Annotated in this window: 15 protein-coding genes; 6 read left to right on the plus strand and 9 right to left on the minus strand. The window is 61.1% G+C overall.

Annotation, left to right across the window (positions count from 1 at the left end):
• Nucleotides 1-240: 240 nt before the first annotated feature.
• Nucleotides 241-1,173, minus strand: coding sequence for a 23S rRNA (adenine(1618)-N(6))-methyltransferase RlmF (rlmF, locus tag OK409_RS08375; RefSeq protein WP_187492951.1), 933 nt, complete (start codon nucleotides 1,171-1,173; stop codon nucleotides 241-243).
• Between the two features lie 141 nt (nucleotides 1,174-1,314).
• On the opposite strand from rlmF, the gene OK409_RS08380 reads away from it, so the two are divergent.
• The gene (locus OK409_RS08380; RefSeq protein ID WP_022625978.1) at nucleotides 1,315-1,947 is read left to right on the plus strand and encodes a flavin reductase family protein; all 633 of its coding nucleotides are present in this window, start codon (nucleotides 1,315-1,317) and stop codon (nucleotides 1,945-1,947) included.
• A 3-nt stretch (nucleotides 1,948-1,950) separates the two neighbouring features.
• On the opposite strand, the gene OK409_RS08385 is transcribed toward OK409_RS08380, so the two are convergent.
• From OK409_RS08385 to OK409_RS08405, 5 genes are read right to left on the minus strand one after another with little or no spacing between them, the layout of a single operon-like run.
• Complete coding sequence (locus OK409_RS08385; RefSeq protein ID WP_191924739.1) at nucleotides 1,951-3,468, minus strand: HAL/PAL/TAL family ammonia-lyase; 1,518 nt, start codon at nucleotides 3,466-3,468, stop codon at nucleotides 1,951-1,953.
• Nucleotides 3,465-4,259, minus strand: coding sequence for an ABC transporter ATP-binding protein (locus OK409_RS08390; protein ID WP_022625980.1), 795 nt, complete (start codon nucleotides 4,257-4,259; stop codon nucleotides 3,465-3,467). The genes OK409_RS08385 and OK409_RS08390 overlap by 4 nt, the downstream gene beginning before the upstream one ends.
• A 2-nt stretch (nucleotides 4,260-4,261) precedes the next feature.
• A complete protein-coding gene (locus OK409_RS08395) occupies nucleotides 4,262-4,993 on the minus strand; it encodes an ABC transporter permease (protein WP_010254311.1) in 732 nt (243 codons plus the stop codon).
• Between the two features lie 8 nt (nucleotides 4,994-5,001).
• On the minus strand, nucleotides 5,002-5,721 hold the full coding sequence (locus OK409_RS08400; protein WP_010254310.1) for an ABC transporter permease: 720 nt from the start codon (nucleotides 5,719-5,721) through the stop codon (nucleotides 5,002-5,004).
• A 12-nt stretch (nucleotides 5,722-5,733) separates the two neighbouring features.
• Nucleotides 5,734-6,582 carry a transporter substrate-binding domain-containing protein gene (locus OK409_RS08405; protein ID WP_264353200.1) on the minus strand — a complete coding sequence of 283 codons (849 nt, stop codon included), beginning with the start codon at nucleotides 6,580-6,582 and terminating at the stop codon, nucleotides 5,734-5,736.
• 194 nt (nucleotides 6,583-6,776) lie between these two features.
• Between OK409_RS08405 and OK409_RS08410 the strand changes: the two genes are divergently transcribed.
• Nucleotides 6,777-6,911 (plus strand): hypothetical protein, encoded by a 135-nt coding sequence (locus OK409_RS08410; protein ID WP_264353201.1) that lies wholly within the window; start codon nucleotides 6,777-6,779, stop codon nucleotides 6,909-6,911.
• On the opposite strand, the gene hutG is transcribed toward OK409_RS08410, so the two are convergent.
• Nucleotides 6,898-7,689 carry an N-formylglutamate deformylase gene (gene hutG / locus OK409_RS08415; RefSeq protein ID WP_245116773.1) on the minus strand — a complete coding sequence of 264 codons (792 nt, stop codon included), beginning with the start codon at nucleotides 7,687-7,689 and terminating at the stop codon, nucleotides 6,898-6,900. The genes OK409_RS08410 and hutG overlap by 14 nt on opposite strands.
• Nucleotides 7,686-8,903, minus strand: a complete 1,218-nt coding sequence (gene hutI / locus OK409_RS08420; RefSeq protein ID WP_264366968.1) for an imidazolonepropionase — start codon at nucleotides 8,901-8,903, stop codon at nucleotides 7,686-7,688. The genes hutG and hutI overlap by 4 nt, the downstream gene beginning before the upstream one ends.
• 81 nt (nucleotides 8,904-8,984) lie before the next feature.
• Between hutI and OK409_RS08425 the strand changes: the two genes are divergently transcribed.
• Both OK409_RS08425 and OK409_RS08430 read left to right on the plus strand, forming a co-directional pair.
• A complete protein-coding gene (locus tag OK409_RS08425; protein ID WP_062758097.1) occupies nucleotides 8,985-10,340 on the plus strand; it encodes a formimidoylglutamate deiminase in 1,356 nt (451 codons plus the stop codon).
• A complete protein-coding gene (locus OK409_RS08430) occupies nucleotides 10,337-10,879 on the plus strand; it encodes a HutD family protein (RefSeq protein WP_264366969.1) in 543 nt (180 codons plus the stop codon). Before OK409_RS08425 ends, OK409_RS08430 begins: the two co-directional genes overlap by 4 nt.
• Here OK409_RS08430 and hutC read toward each other — a convergent pair.
• Complete coding sequence (gene hutC, locus OK409_RS08435) at nucleotides 10,863-11,618, minus strand: histidine utilization repressor (RefSeq protein ID WP_010254300.1); 756 nt, start codon at nucleotides 11,616-11,618, stop codon at nucleotides 10,863-10,865. The genes OK409_RS08430 and hutC overlap by 17 nt on opposite strands.
• A 326-nt stretch (nucleotides 11,619-11,944) precedes the next feature.
• Between hutC and hutH the strand changes: the two genes are divergently transcribed.
• Complete coding sequence (gene hutH / locus OK409_RS08440) at nucleotides 11,945-13,495, plus strand: histidine ammonia-lyase (RefSeq protein WP_010254298.1); 1,551 nt, start codon at nucleotides 11,945-11,947, stop codon at nucleotides 13,493-13,495.
• A 15-nt stretch (nucleotides 13,496-13,510) separates the two neighbouring features.
• Nucleotides 13,511-15,196, plus strand: a complete 1,686-nt coding sequence (gene hutU / locus OK409_RS08445; RefSeq protein ID WP_010254290.1) for a urocanate hydratase — start codon at nucleotides 13,511-13,513, stop codon at nucleotides 15,194-15,196.
• Nucleotides 15,197-15,224 lie beyond the last annotated feature (28 nt).

Raw genomic sequence — 15,224 nt, forward strand, 5'->3', positions numbered from 1 at the left:
AACCCGAAGCACAGGGAACCCGGTCAGAAGAGGAAAGCGTCCCGCGCCAGGGACGGCGCGGGCCGAGCGTGTCATGGATGACAGCCTTTGCGTCTTTCCGATCTGACCGGGTTCCCTGTGCCAGCTCGGTCTTACCTCCACCGAGTCGGGCGTTGTCAACAATCAAAACGGGCCGCATCGCGGCCCGTTCTATTTTACTCTTCGCCCACAGATACACCTGTTACCATGTAAAGCGACACCTCAGTTCCCCAGGCGACTCAGCAGTTTAGTGCGCTGGGCGGCAGGCATAAAACTCCACGCCAGGAAACGGCTCTGCTTCTGACCCTGCGCCATATTAACCACCCGCATCTCCGCCACGTCGAGCGCCTGCAGCTGTTTTTCCAGCGCCGGTAAGTTCTCTTTGCGCGACACCAGCGAGGTAAACCAGCCGATCTGACGACTAAACGCCACGCTCTCGGCGATCATCTTGCCGATAAAGCCCTTTTCGCCACCGGGATACCACAGCTCATTGTGCTGGCCGCCAAAGTTGAGCGGCGCACTCTTATCCAGTCCGAGATTGCGGACCTTACGCTGCGATCCCGATACCGCTTCTTCCGCCGACGCGTGGAACGGCGGATTACACATTACTGCACTGAAAAATTCAGTTTTACTGACTACACCAGCCAGCACTGCATCGCTGTTTTTCTGACGACGCAGACGGATCTGGCGCGTCAGGCGCGGATTGGCTGCAACAATACGGTTAGCAGCTTTGATGGCGGCTTCATCGACTTCGGTGCCGGTAAAGCGCCAGCCATATTCTGCCGCGCCAATCAGCGGATAGATGCAGTTTGCACCGCAGCCGACATCCAGAACGTCCGCCGTCGGGATCACGCCGTTGTTATCCAGCGCCAGCAGATCGGCAAGGTAGTGCAGATAATCGGCGCGTCCCGGCACGGGCGGGCAGAGTGAGCCGGGAGCCAGCTGCCAGTCGATGTCGTAAAATAGTTTGATCAGCGCCTGGTTCAGCAGCATCACCGCCTCCGGGTCCGCGAAATCCACGGACTGCACGCCATAACCATTGGGCCGGACTTTGGCTTTCAGCGGCGGATGGGCAGCGGTTAACGCGGCAAAATCGTATTCGCCCTGATGGCGATTGCGGGCGTGGAAAGGCGACGAGCTGGCTGACTTTTTCATACGTTCTCTCAATTATTCAGGCGCGCGTACAATACGCTGTAGGCGGCGGAAAATAAACCCGCACCATCCGCTTACCTCTTTCCGATTCCGTCGGGCGATGCTGTCGGGCTAAGATAAATAAAATTCCCTGCTGGAGAAGTTATGACCCGGAAACGCTATTCCTATCAACCCCGTGCTGGTCACGGTCTGCCGCACGATCCGCTGAACGCCATTATCGGGCCGCGCCCGATCGGCTGGATTAGCTCAGTGAGCAGCAGCGGCCAGCACAATCTGGCACCTTACAGCTTCTTTAACTGTTTCAACTATCATCCACCGATTATCGGTTTCGCCAGTAGTGGCTGGAAAGACAGCGTGAGAAATATTGCTGAGACCAAAGAGTTTGTCTGGAACCTGGCGACGCGTCCGCTGGCGGAAGCGATGAACGAAAGTTCCGCCTCGCTGCCTGCCGATCAGGATGAGTTCGCCTTTGCCGGTTTAACGCCGCTGGCGGCTTCTCAGGTCAGCGCCAGTCTGGTGGCAGAGAGCCCGGTCAACTTCGAGTGCCGCCTGACGCAACTGATTCAGCTGCAGGATGCCAGCGGCAATCTGATCGACAGCTGGCTGGTGCTGGGGGAAGCGGTGGCGATTCACATCGATGAATCGCTGCTGGAAGAGGGCATTTATCAGACCGCTAAAGCCGAGCCGATTCTGCGCGCGGGCGGCCCCAGCGCCTATTACGGCATCAGCGAAGCGCAACGTTTTGATTTAGTCCGTCCGGACGCACGCCGCAGGTAATCCTCACCCCACAAGCGCATCGGCCCGGTGCGCTTTAATCTGAGCTACCGCGCAGGCGATGTCGGGTGCCAGCCAGCGATCCTGCTGCCAGCGCTCAACAACCTGCCGCAAATGCTGCCAGGCGCGCCGCGTGCCTGCTGCCAGCTGTGATTCACCGTGAAACTCCAGCGCCTGCGCCGCGAGCAGATACTCAATCGCGATAATGTGATCAACATTGCTGACCAGTTTCAGCAGCTTCAGCGCCGAGCCGGTGCCGAGGCTCAGATGATCCTCCTGTAATCCTGAAGTGACATAGTTATCAAGCACCGCAGGCTGCGCCAGCTGGCGGTTCTCCGCGCAGAGTGACGCCGCCACGTACTGCGCAATCATCATGCCGGAATTGACGCCCGGCTCGGCCACCAGAAATGGCGGCAGGCCGCTGACCAGCGGATTCACCAGCCGATCAAGCCGTCGCTCGGCGATGCTGCCCAGCTCCGCCATCGCAATCGCCAGCAGGTCGCAGGCCATTGCCACCGACTCGCCATGCGGATTGGACTGTGACACCACGCGCCAGGCCTGCGGCGTCCCAAGCACCAGCGGATTGTCGGTACAGGCGTTGAGTTCGGTCTCCACCTGACGGACAGCGTGACTAAACTGATCGCGGCAGGCGCCGTGCACCTGCGGCATCGAGCGCAGACTGAGTGCATCCTGAGTCCGGATGCCAACGCTGGCTTTCAGCAGCGGGCTGTCACTCAGCAACTGGCGCAGGCGTTCGCCGCTGCGCTGAATCCCCGGGCTGGCCTTCAGCGCCAGCACCTCAGGGTCAAACGCCACCAGCTGACCGCGCAGCGCTTCAAAGCTCATCGCACCGGTGACGTCTGCCCAGTCCAGCAGCCGTTCGGCATCGTCCAGCGCCAGACAGGCTAAGCCGGTCATGCAGGGCGTGCCGTTGACCAGGCTCAGCCCCTCTTTGGCGCCAGGCCGGTAAGGGGCTAATCCCGCCTGTGCCAGCGCCTGCTGCGCCGGCACGATTTCGCCCTGCCACTCCACCTCGCCGATGCCAATCAGCGCCAGGCCGATATGCGCCATGTGGGTCAGATATCCCACCGATCCCTGCGACGGTACCTGTGGCGTAATCTGCAGGTTTAGCAGCGCCAGGAGATGTTGCACCAGCGCCACTGAAACACCTGATTTTCCGTGGCTGTAGTTCGCAATCGCAGCGCACAGAATGGCGCGGACCTCGGATTTTGCCAGCACCGGCCCGACGCCACAGGCATGACTCAGCAGGGTATTGCGCGACAGCTGGCTCAGCTCATCTTCAGACAGGGTGATGTTGCACAACGCCCCCAGCCCGGTATTGATGCCGTAAGCCACCTGCCCCGCCGCCACGATATTACCGACGATTTCACGGCTCTGCGCAATGCGCTGCCAGGCACTGTCGCTCAGCGTCAGGGTGGCGCCGTGCCGGGCGACCTGCACCAGCGCCTGCCATTTCAGCGGGCCATCGCCCCAGACCAGCGTCTGACGTATTACGTCGCTCATACCACCGGCTCCACCTGATGATGACTGGAGATAAACTGCTTAAAGCGCGCCGATCCCGCCTCGCCGAACATCGCCTCTGGCGTGCCCTGACAATCAATGGTGCCCTGATGCATAAACACCACCCGGTTAGAGACGTTGCGGGCAAAACCCATCTCATGGGTCACCACCAGCATGGTGCGGCCCTCTTCCGCCAGGCTGCGCATGACCTTCAGCACCTCGCCCACCAGTTCCGGATCGAGTGCCGAAGTTGGCTCATCAAACAGCATCACCTCCGGGTCCATTGCCAGCGCCCGGGCGATCGCCACCCGCTGCTGCTGACCGCCTGAAAGCTGGGCGGGATAGAAATCTTTGCGATTCAGCAGACCGACCCGATCCAGCAGCTGTTCCGCCTGGGCAATACAGGCTTTTTTATCGCGCTTGAGGACGTAGTGCGGCCCTTCAATGACATTCTGCAGCACCGTCAGGTGCGACCAGAGGTTAAAGCTCTGAAACACCATGCCGAGCCGGGAGCGCAGCCGCTCAATCTGACGCGGATTAGCCGCCAGCTGGTGTCCCCGGGCATGGCGCTTCATCTCAATGGTTTCACCGCCCACGCTGACCACGCCCGCGTCAGGCGTCTCAAGGAGATTAATGCAGCGCAGCAGCGTACTTTTGCCCGAGCCGCTGGCACCGAGTATTGAGATAACATCGCCCTGGTGCGCCTGCAGCGAGATGCCTTTCAGCACCTCCATGGCGCCAAAGGATTTATGGATATCGCTGGCCGACAGCGTGACGGGTGGCAGTTCAGACATGTTTATTTTCCTCCAGGAATCGGCTTAGCGGCCGGTAACGGCTTTTTTTCCGGTTTATGAACCGGCGTCAGACGCCGCTCCAGCAGGGCATAGAGTTGCACAATGATGAAGTTGAGGATCAGGTAGATTGCCGCCGCACAGAGAAACACCTCCATGGTGCGGTAAGTACGCTGGATAATCTGCTGCGCCACCCCGGTGACATCCCAGACCGTGACCAGACTGGCCAGCGCGGTCGACTTCACCAGCAGAATCGCCTCGGTGGAGTAAGCGGGCAGCGCATAACGCAGCATCACCGGCGCGATAATGCGCCGCAGCAGCAGCCCGCGCGACATGCCGCACGCCATCCCCGCCTCCACCTGACCGGGCGGCACAGCCAGCAGCGCGCCGCGCAGGATCTCCGCGGTGTAGGCGGCGGTGCAGAGCGACAGCGCCAGCACCGCACAGGTAAAGGGCTCACGCAGAAACGGCCAGAAGAGACTGTGCCGGATCACACCAAACTGCCCCAGACCGTAGTAGATCAGAAACAGCTGGATCATCAGCGGCGAGCCGCGAAACACCAGAATGTAGCCACGGGCAAAAGCACTCAGCAGACGCCAGCGGCTCATGCGTAGCGCCAGAATACCCACCGCCAGCACGCCGCCGCACAGGAAGGCGCTGATAAACAGGCCCAGCGTAACCGGCAACGCGGCGCTGAGTTTCAGGAAGGTGTCAGTGAGGAACGCGAAATCGATCATAAATCTCCTTAATGCTGTGCAGCGGTGCGGCTTTGCCAGGCGCGACCAAGACGGGATTCAGCCCGCAGAAAGGCGCGGTTCGACAGCAGCGTCAGCAGCAGATAACAGGCACCGCCCACCAGATAAAAGGAGAAGTAATCACGGGTGGAGCCGGCCGCAATCTGGCTGGCCCGCATCAGCTCGACAATGCCGGTCACTGACACCAGCGCCGAGTCTTTCAGGCTCATCTGCCAGACGTTTGACAGGCCAGGCAGCGCATAGCGCGCCACCTGCGGCAGCAGGATGCGTTGCCGGATACGCCAGCGCGGCATACCAATAGCGACAGCGGCTTCGATCTCCCCTTTCGCCAGGGCCAGCCGTGCGGCACGATAGACTTCCGCCTGGTAAGAGCCGGAGATAAGCCCGATGGCCAGCGCCCCGATCAGAAACGGCGGCGCTTCGATAAACCCGTCCGCGCCAAACAGTTGTCCGATCTGCGTGATCAATCCCGATCCGCCGAAGTAGAACAGGTAGATCACCAGCAGCTCAGGGATGCCACGAAAGATCACCGAGTAGCCTTCCCCTGCCCAGCGCACCGCGCGGTGCGGGGATAACTTTGCAGCGGCAACGCCCGATCCCACTACCGCACCGACCAGCAGCGCGGCAAATGAGAGCAGCAACGTCGTCAGCGTGGCACTCAGAATCAACCGTCCCCAGCCCTCCGGGCCAAAACTCAGCAGGCTTATCATCAGTTACCTCACTCAGGGTGTGACGTCAGTTTTGAACCACTTCTCGCTCAGCTTTTTCACTGTGCCATCGGCCAGCGCGGCTTTGATCGCCTGATCCAGCCGGGCTTTCAGATCGTTGTCTGCCATGCGCACGCCCATCGCCTCGCCCTCACCCCAGATTGGGCCGCCCAGCTGCGGACCGCTAAAGCTGAGGTTACGGTTATCCGGTCGCGCCAGCATCGACTGCGCAAAGGTCACATCGTCAAACACCGCGTCAATACGCCCCGCCTGCAAATCAAGGATCGCATCGGCTGAGCTGGTGTATTCCCGCACATCCGCCACCTCTTTGAAGTACTTGTCGATAAACGGCGTGTAGACGGTGCCGGAGGCGATACCGATGGTTTTGCCCTTCAGCGCCGCTTTCAGGGGTGCGATGGCAGGCTCCACGGTTTTCTCATCGTCGGTAAGTTTGATGATCTTATTGTCGGCAGGCATCAACGACCCTTTCACCGTGATGAAGGTGGCGGGCGTTGAGGCGTAGGGCACGGTGAAATTGATCACTTTCTTGCGCTCGGGGGTGATCACAATTGCATCCATGATCACGTCATATTTTCCGGCATTCAGACCGGCGATCATTCCATCCCAGTTCTGCACCACCAGCTTGCACTGTATTGCCATACGCTGGCAGAGATCGGCCATCAGCTCCGGTTCAAAACCGCCCAGCTTGCCGCCTGGCAGGGTGAGGTTCCAGGGTTCATAACTGCCTTCGGTGGCAATGGTGATCGACTTCCACTCTTTGGCCTGGGCGCTGACGCCACAGAGCAGCAGGCTGGAAACCAGCGTAGTGAGACATAAACGACGAAGAGTCAGAGGGTGCGTCATACGGTTCTCCTGAAAGTAGCGGCCTGGTGATCGCCCTGACGAGATTTAACATAAATTTCACAGGATGATATGTCATGTATATACAAGTTAACGCAGCACAGTTCATTGCCGGCTTTATCGTTTTGTGAGCCAGACAGAATTTATTACGCAGATGGCGGTGCTGCTGCACTTGTACATACAACCAAGCAAAGGTTATGCCAGCTCTGCAGAGGTGGAAAAAAGCGGCGGGAGTCTGTGAGCTGGCAGGCGACCTGCCCGCCGCTGCACTTAATCAGGGCAGCGATGCACCGGAGTGGCGCATCGCTCTGGTGAGTTTTATTGCGATTTAGCCTGCGCCAGCATGGCGTGGATCAGTGCCTTCAGCACGTTCTGCAACCGGGCGGCACGCGCCTGCTGCCAGGCGTAAGGTGGGGTTTCATCCATGTAGTTGAGCTGCGCCAGCTCCAGCTGGACCGCCTCAATTTGCTGCTGCGGCTGACCGTAGGCACGGGTGATGTAACCGCCTTTAAAGCGCCCGTTAATCACCCAGCTGTAGTCGTTCTGCGCCGCGCACACGGCCTCCAGCGCCGCACTCATTGCTGGCGTGCAGCTTGCGCCGTCGTTGGTGCCGATGTTGATATCGGGCAGACGGCCGTCAAACAGGCGGGGAATTTCACTGGCGATAGAGTGGGCGTCAAACAGCAGCGCATAGCCATGCTGCGCTTTGAGCCGCGCCAGCTCCTGTTGAATCTGCTGATGATAGGGCTGCCAGATCTGATCGATGTAGCCCTGACGCGCCGTGTCGTCGGGTGTTTTGCCTGCCGCAAAGGTCGGTGTGCCGTCGAACAGGGTTTCCGGGAACAGGCCGGTGGTGGCGCTGGTGTAGAGCGGCTGGTTATCGGGCGGGCGATTGAGATCGACCACAAAGCGGGAGTAGCGGCCGATTAACACGCTGGCTCCGAGATCACGCACAAAATCATACAGCAGGGGAATATGCCAGTCGGTGTCGGGTAAGCCGCGCGCGGCCTCACTCAATCCGGCTTCCACGTCGGGCGTCAGCTCGGTACCGGCGTGGGGAATGCTGACCAGCAGCGGCAGACTGCCCTGGGTAAAATGGAAAGGGTTCATTGCGGTTCTCCACGATAGATAACGGTACAGGGCAGTTCACCACCCAGCCAGTAAACCAGTTCTGCCGGACGGGCCAGCGGCCAGTGAACGAAGTTCGCCACTTTTCCCGCCTCCAGCGAGCCGTGACTGTCAGCCAGCCCCAGCGCTTTTGCCCCCCACAGCGTGACGCCCGCCAGCGCCTCTTCCGGCGTCATGCCAAACAGGGTACAGCCCATATTAAGCATCAGACGCAGCGACAGCGCAGGCGAGGTGCCGGGATTGGCATCGCTGGCCAGCGCCATCGGCACGCCATAGCGCCGGAAGAGATCCACCGGCGGACGTTGGGTCTCCCGCAGCAGATAAAATGCACCAGGCAGCAGTACCGCCACGGTGCCATGCTGTGCCATCGCTCTGGCATCCTCCTCGGTGGCATATTCAAGGTGGTCGGCAGAGAGCGCCCCATAGCGCGCCGCCAGTGCTGCGCCACCTGACGCCGAGAGCTGCTCCGCATGCAGTTTCACCGGCATGCCAAGCGCCACTGCCCGATCAAACACCCGCGCCACCTGCAGCGGTGAAAAGGCGAGATGCTCGCAGAACGCATCCACCGCATCCGCCAGTCCCAGTGCCTGCACCTGCGGCAGCAGCCGTTCGCAGATGATATCGACCCAGCCATCCGGGTCGTGCTTAAACTCCGGCGGAAAAGCATGTGCCGCCAGACAGGTGGCGCGCACGTCAGCAGCTACGCTCTCTCCCAGCTGGCGAATCGCCCGCAGCATCCGCAGTTCGCTCTCTTCATCCAGGCCATAGCCGGACTTGATCTCCACGGTGGTGACGCCCTCAGCCAGCAGGCGGTTAAGCCGCCAGCGAGCCGATGCCACCAGTTCCTCTTCAGTGGCGGCGCGGGTAGCGCGCACGGTTGAGAGGATGCCACCGCCCTGCGCGGCAATCTCTGCATAGCTGACGCCATTCAGGCGCTGTTCAAACTCCTGGCTGCGGTCGCCGCCAAACACCAGATGGGTATGACAATCCACCAGCCCCGGGGTCACGATGCCGCCCGGCAGATGATGATGCTGATCGGCGACGAACGCGGGCATCTCCGCCTGCGGCCCGACCCACACCAGCCTGCCCGCCCGCACCACCAGCGCCCCCTGCGGGATAAGATGGTACTTTCCGTCACGCATGGTGACCAGGTCAGCCCCGGTCCACACCGTCTCTACGCGCATCTCTTCTGCCATCGTTACCTCATGCCTCCGCCGTTTACACTGTGCCTCAAAGTATGTATATGTATATACAACCACATCCGATGAGGATCAACCATGGCGACTTTTTTTGCCTCGCGTGCCCTGCTGGCGGAGGGCTGGCAGCAGCAGGTGCGTATCACGGTCAATCAGGCCGGTTTTATCGACTCTATTACTCCGGATAGCCACGCTGATCAGGCTATCCGGCTCAACGGCGAGGTGATCCCGGCAATCGCCAACCTGCACTCGCACGCCTTCCAGCGTGCCATGGCGGGTCTGGCTGAAGTGGCGGGCGATCCTCAGGACAGTTTCTGGACGTGGCGGGATCTGATGTACCGCATGGTGCAGCGCCTGACGCCGCAACAGGTGGGCGATATTGCCGCCCTGCTCTACATCGAGATGCTGAAAGGCGGCTACACCCAGGTGGCAGAGTTTCACTACCTGCACCACGACACACAGGGTGCGCCCTACAGTGATGATGCGATGCTGCAACAGCTGATTGAAGCGGCGGAGATCGCCGGTATCGGCCAGACGCTGCTGCCGGTGCTCTACAGCTACAGCGGCTTCGGCAGCCAGCCAGCGTCGGCGGGTCAGAAGCGTTTTATCCAGCAGACCGACCGCTATCTGCAACAGCAGGCGCGGCTTGATACGTGGCAGCAGCAAAGGCCACTGCTGAACCGTGGCCTCTGTTTCCATTCACTGCGGGCGGTGAGTGAAAGCCAGATGCAGGACGTGCTGGCGGCCAGTGATCTGACACTGCCGGTACATATCCATGTGGCTGAACAGCAGAAAGAGGTGAATGACTCGCTGGCGTGGAGCGGCGAGCGTCCGGTGGCCTGGCTGCTGAACCGCTTTGAGGTGGATGCGCGCTGGTGCCTGATCCACGCCACCCATCTGGATGAGAGTGAGCTGGCGCGTCTCGCCCGCAGCGGCGCAGTGGCGGGTCTCTGCCCGACCACCGAAGCCAACCTCGGTGACGGCATCTTTCCGGCAGTGGAGTACATCGCGCAGGGCGGACGCTGGGGCATCGGCTCTGACAGTCACGTCTCGCTGAGCGCCCAGGAGGAGCTGCGCTGGCTGGAGTATGCTCAGCGACTGCGCGACCAGCGTCGCAACCGGATTACCCTGCCCGGCCAGCCGTCGGTAGGCGATCTGCTGTGGCAACAGGCAGCAGCGGGCGGTGCGCAGGCGTGTGGCATTCAGCAGGGCACGCTGGCGGTGGGACAACGTGCCGACTGGCTGGTGCTGCGGGATGAGGCGTGGCTCGGCAGCGTCGGGTCGCACGCCGTCCTCAACCGCTGGCTCTTTGCCGGGCAGCGCGATCAGATTCGGGACGTTTATGTGGCGGGTAAAGCCGTGGTAGAAGATGGGGTGCATCCGCACCAGACGGCGTGTGCCGCCCGCTTTGCTCAGGCGATGGAGGCGCTGCGATGATCGCCCGGTTCACGTACGCGGAGCTGGCGGTCAGCCGCTGGCGCAACGGCGGCGGCGAAACCCGCGAAATCATCAGCTTTCCACCCGGCGCGGAGCGCTTCGGCTGGCGCGCCAGCATTGCGACGCTGGCGCAGGATGGCCCCTTCTCAGCCTTTCCTGACATTGATCGGGTGATTACCCTGCTGCATGGCGATCCGGTGTTGCTGACCGCGCCGGGCGTGCAGCACTTACTGACGCCTCAGCAGCCCTGGGCGTTTGCCGGCGAACTCGCCTTAACGGCAAAGCTGCAGGGCAGCGTCAGCGAAGATTTTAATATTATGACGCGGCGCGGGGAATGGCAGGCAGCGGTGGAGGTGGTGACCACGCCGGTCAGCACTCTGCATGGCATTGCCTGGGTGCTGGCTGGCGCCTGGCAGATGGCTGACGGGGAACGGCTGACTGCGCAGCAGGGCGCGTGGTGGGTCGATGAAGAAACAGCATTCAGCCCGTGCGATACCGATGCCCGGCTGCTGTTTACCCGTCTTAACCGTGTCCCCTGAAGCGGCCCAGTAGTTTGTAACGTGAGCCGGGATAGAGCAGCCGCGCATAGGTCACGATTTTAGTGTCGCTCCAGGTCTGACGGCGAATCAGCAGGCAGGGTTCGTGCTCATCCACCGACAGATGTTTACGCTGACGCGCATCGGGCAACACCGCTTCAACAATGTGCTCGCCCGCCGTCAGCGGCGCGACGCGCATCAGATAGGTGTAAGGCGTCATCTGCTGATAATCCTGCGTCAGGTAATCGGGTGCGACCAGCGGATTGACCAGACGGTCCTCCAGCTGCACCGGCAGATCATTTTCGTAATGCACAATCAGCGAATGATAGAGCGTCTGCCCGGTGGTCAGTCCCAGCACCGCCGCCTGCTCTGGATCGGCTTTGTCCTGGCCGATGGCGAGAATTTTGCAGCTGTGCTGATGGCCGCGCTGAGCGATCTCATCGGCGATGTTATGCACCTCCAGCATGGCGGTGTAGCCTTTCATCTCCGCCACGAAGGTTCCAACGCCCTGCATCCGCACCAGAAAGCCTTCGCTGGTGAGTTCACGCAGCGCCCGGTTAATGGTCATGCGGCTGACGCCCAGTTCATTAACCAGTTCACTTTCTGATGGCACACGCTGATTCGCTTTCCACAACCCTTCACGGATCTGGCTGACGATGGCCTGCTTCACCCGCTGATAAATCGGGGCAGGCTCATCGCTCATTGCCGCCGCCAGTTGTGCCAGTGCCGTATGCTCAACCATTTGCTGTTCCTTATGCTGAAAGTCCCCTAAGTCTACTGTCTCACCGTGTGAATGTATATACATCCAGTACGCTGCGCGGTGCCCCAATGGTGCAGTCTGCGCATCCTGATGGTGCAGCCTCTGAGTAGCGCTAAATAGTCAACCCGCAGCGGACGGGCAATCGATTTTTGTGATCGGCCTGGCACGGCACTTGCTTGCTCCCTTTGATTGTATAGACAAGCATAGACAAGAATTAACGCTTATGTTTCACTCGTATTATTCCGCTGGATCAGGGCAAGGAGAGCAGTTTAGCCACACCAGCACACTTGTATAGACAGGAGTAGACTATGTCAGGTTCGTTTCAGGTTTTGCGCCTGGTGCCAGGCGAGGTGGACCTCGCCACATTACGCGCTATCTATCAGGGCAACGTCACGCTGACGCTTGATGAGCCCGCGCGTCAGGCGATTGCGGCGGCGCAGCAGACCGTGGATGCGATTGTCGCCTCCGGCAACGTGGTGTATGGCATTAATACCGGCTTCGGCAAGCTGGCGCAGACGCAGATCCCGGCCAGTCGGCTGGCGGATCTGCAGCGTAATCTGGTGCTGTCACACAGCGTCGGGCTGGGCGATCTGCTGCCCGACAATGTTACCCGTCTGGTGGTCGCCACCAAAATCATCAGCCTGGCACGCGGTCACTCTGGCGTGCGAATCGAACTGGTTGAGGCGTTGCTGGCGCTGTTCAATGCGGGTGTCATGCCCTGCATCCCGGAAAAAGGCTCGGTCGGTGCCTCCGGCGATCTGGCGCCGCTGGCGCACATGTCCCTGATGCTGCTGGGCGAAGGTCAGGTCCGGCTCAGGGGTGAGTTGATCCCGGCCACCGAAGGCCTGGCAAGCGTGGGCCTGTCGCCGTTTGTACTCGGCCCGAAAGAGGGACTGGCGCTGCTTAACGGCACCCAGGTCTCAACTGCGCTGGCGCTGCGCGGCCTGTTTGAGGGTGAAAACCTGTTTGCCGCTGGTCTGATGGCCGGTGCGCTGTCGCTGGAGGCGATTAAAGGCTCGCTAAAACCGTTCGACGCCCGTATCCATCAGGCGCGCGGCCAGCATGGTCAGATTGCGGTCGCCGCTGCCGTCAGCACCCTGATTGAGGGCAGTGAAATAGTGCTGTCGCATACGCATTGCGGCCGCGTTCAGGATCCCTACTCCATCCGCTGCGTGCCACAGGTGATGGGTGCCTGCCTGGACAACTTCAGCCACGCCGCGCGGATTCTGGAAATCGAAGCGAACGCGGCCTCTGACAACCCGCTGGTGTTCAGCGACAGCGGCGATGTGATCTCCGGCGGTAACTTCCACGCCGAGCCGGTGGCTTTTGCTGCTGACATCCTGGCGCTGGCGATTGCCGAAGTCGGGGCCATCTCCGAGCGGCGGCTGGCGCTGCTGCTGGACAGCGGCTTGTCGGGTCTGCCGCCCTTCCTGGTGCGCGACGGCGGCGTAAACTCCGGCTTTATGATCGCCCAGGTGACCGCCGCAGCCCTGGCCTCTGAGAACAAATCGCTGGCCCATCCGGGCAGCGTCGACAGCCTGCCGACCTCCGCTAATCAGGAAGATCACGTCTCGATGGCGACCTACGCCGCCCGCCGTCTCGGCAGCATGTGCTTTAACAGCGCCGCAGTCGTGGGCATTGAGGCGATGGCCGCCGCACAGGGCATTGAATTCAACCGGCCGCTGAAAAGCTCTGCGCTGATTGAGCAGGCCATCGACACCATTCGCGAGCAGGTCGCCTTCCTTGAGGAGGATCGCCTGCTGGCTCCCGATATCGAGGCAATGCGTCAGTGGGCAAGTCGCACTGACTGGCCTCAGGCATTGACCGCGCTGCTGCCGAGCATGCGCCCAACTTCTTGAATTAAGGAATCTTTCATGAGCGAAACTCTTTCTCAGGCTGTGGCACGTGAAATTCGCGCGCCTCACGGTACCACGCTGCACTGCGCCAACTGGCTGATTGAAGCCGCTTACCGCATGATTCAGAACAACCTCGATCCCGATGTTGCCGAGCGGCCGGAAGATCTGGTGGTTTACGGCGGCATCGGTAAGGCGGCGCGTAACTGGGAGTGCTTCGAACAGATCCTGCGTTCGCTGCGGGCACTGCAGCCGGATGAAACCCTGCTGATCCAGAGCGGCAAGCCGGTCGGCATCTTCCGCACCCACGCGGATGCACCCCGCGTGCTGCTGGCGAACTCCAATCTGGTGCCGCACTGGGCGACCTGGGATCACTTCCATGAGCTGGATAAAGCGGGCCTGATGATGTACGGCCAGATGACCGCCGGTTCCTGGATCTATATCGGCGCGCAGGGCATCGTGCAGGGCACCTACGAAACCTTCGTGGAAGCGGGACGTCAGCACTACAACAACGACCTCAGCGGACGCTGGATCCTCACCGCCGGGCTGGGCGGCATGGGCGGCGCGCAACCGCTGGCGGGCGTTCTGGCCGGGGCCTGTGTGCTGGCGATTGAGTGTCAGGAGTCGCGCATCGATTTCCGCCTGCGTACCCGCTATGTAGATTACAAAGCCACCACGCTGGATGAAGCGCTGGCGTTAATCAGCGAAGCGACCGCGGCGAAAAAAGCGATTTCGGTCGGGCTGCTGGGCAATGCCGCCGAGATCCTGCCGGAGCTGGTGAAACGCGCCCGGGCGGGCGGGCCAAAACCGGACATCGTCACCGATCAGACCTCGGCACACGATCCGATTAATGGCTATCTGCCGGCTGGCTGGGATCTGGCGCGCTGGCAGCAGGAGCGCGTCTCACAGCCGAAGGCAGTGGAGAAAGCGGCGCGTGCCTCAATGGCGGTCCACGTGCAGGCGATGCTCGACTTCTGTCATATGGGCATCCCGACCGTGGATTACGGCAACAATATCCGTCAGGTAGCGCTGGATGAGGGTGTCAGCAACGCCTTCGACTTCCCTGGCTTTGTACCGGCCTACATCCGTCCGCTGTTCTGCGAAGGAAAAGGCCCGTTCCGCTGGGTGGCGCTGTCCGGCGATCCGGAAGATATCTACAAGACCGACGCGAAACTCAAAGAACTGTTTCCGCACCACAAAACGCTGCATCGCTGGCTGGATATGGCGCAGGAGCGCATCGCCTTCCAGGGACTGCCAGCACGTATCTGCTGGCTGGGACTGGGCGAACGGCATCTTGCCGGTCTGGCGTTCAATGAAATGGTGCGCAACGGCGAGCTGAAAGCGCCGGTGGTGATTGGCCGCGACCATCTCGACTGCGGCTCGGTTGCCTCACCTAACCGTGAAACCGAAGCGATGAAGGATGGCTCGGATGCGATCTCAGACTGGCCGCTGCTCAACGCGCTGCTGAATACCGCAGGCGGTGCGACCTGGGTCAGCCTGCATCACGGCGGCGGTGTCGGTATGGGCTTCTCGCAGCACGCCGGTATGGTGATTGTCTGTGACGGCAGCAAAGAGGCGGATGCGCGTCTGGGTCGGGTGTTGTGGAATGACCCGGCCACCGGCGTGATGCGTCATGCCGACGCGGGTTATGAGCTGGCACAAAGTTGCGCGGCAGAGCATGACCTGAATCTGCCGATGCAGAAGTAATACGCTGAACGGGGCGGGCAGCGGCTTG

Source organism: Pantoea sp. RG18, assembly GCF_025910075.1.
Classification (GTDB): Bacteria; Pseudomonadota; Gammaproteobacteria; order Enterobacterales; family Enterobacteriaceae; genus Pantoea; species Pantoea agglomerans.

Excerpts from the sequence above, each read along its gene's own strand:
- OK409_RS08410 (WP_264353201.1), top strand. The coding sequence starts at position 6,777 with ATGCCAGCTCTGCAGAGGTGGAAAAAAGCGGCGGGAGTCTGTGAGCTG.
- hutI (WP_264366968.1), bottom strand. The coding sequence starts at position 8,903 with ATGGCAGAAGAGATGCGCGTAGAGACGGTGTGGACCGGGGCTGACCTG.
- OK409_RS08430 (WP_264366969.1), top strand. The coding sequence starts at position 10,337 with ATGATCGCCCGGTTCACGTACGCGGAGCTGGCGGTCAGCCGCTGGCGC.
- rlmF (WP_187492951.1), bottom strand. The coding sequence starts at position 1,173 with ATGAAAAAGTCAGCCAGCTCGTCGCCTTTCCACGCCCGCAATCGCCAT.
- hutC (WP_010254300.1), bottom strand. The coding sequence starts at position 11,618 with ATGGTTGAGCATACGGCACTGGCACAACTGGCGGCGGCAATGAGCGAT.
- hutH (WP_010254298.1), top strand. The coding sequence starts at position 11,945 with ATGTCAGGTTCGTTTCAGGTTTTGCGCCTGGTGCCAGGCGAGGTGGAC.
- hutU (WP_010254290.1), top strand. The coding sequence starts at position 13,511 with ATGAGCGAAACTCTTTCTCAGGCTGTGGCACGTGAAATTCGCGCGCCT.
- OK409_RS08425 (WP_062758097.1), top strand. The coding sequence starts at position 8,985 with ATGGCGACTTTTTTTGCCTCGCGTGCCCTGCTGGCGGAGGGCTGGCAG.
- OK409_RS08380 (WP_022625978.1), top strand. The coding sequence starts at position 1,315 with ATGACCCGGAAACGCTATTCCTATCAACCCCGTGCTGGTCACGGTCTG.
- hutG (WP_245116773.1), bottom strand. The coding sequence starts at position 7,689 with ATGAACCCTTTCCATTTTACCCAGGGCAGTCTGCCGCTGCTGGTCAGC.
- OK409_RS08395 (WP_010254311.1), bottom strand. The coding sequence starts at position 4,993 with ATGATCGATTTCGCGTTCCTCACTGACACCTTCCTGAAACTCAGCGCC.
- OK409_RS08400 (WP_010254310.1), bottom strand. The coding sequence starts at position 5,721 with ATGATAAGCCTGCTGAGTTTTGGCCCGGAGGGCTGGGGACGGTTGATT.
- OK409_RS08385 (WP_191924739.1), bottom strand. The coding sequence starts at position 3,468 with ATGAGCGACGTAATACGTCAGACGCTGGTCTGGGGCGATGGCCCGCTG.
- OK409_RS08405 (WP_264353200.1), bottom strand. The coding sequence starts at position 6,582 with ATGACGCACCCTCTGACTCTTCGTCGTTTATGTCTCACTACGCTGGTT.
- OK409_RS08390 (WP_022625980.1), bottom strand. The coding sequence starts at position 4,259 with ATGTCTGAACTGCCACCCGTCACGCTGTCGGCCAGCGATATCCATAAA.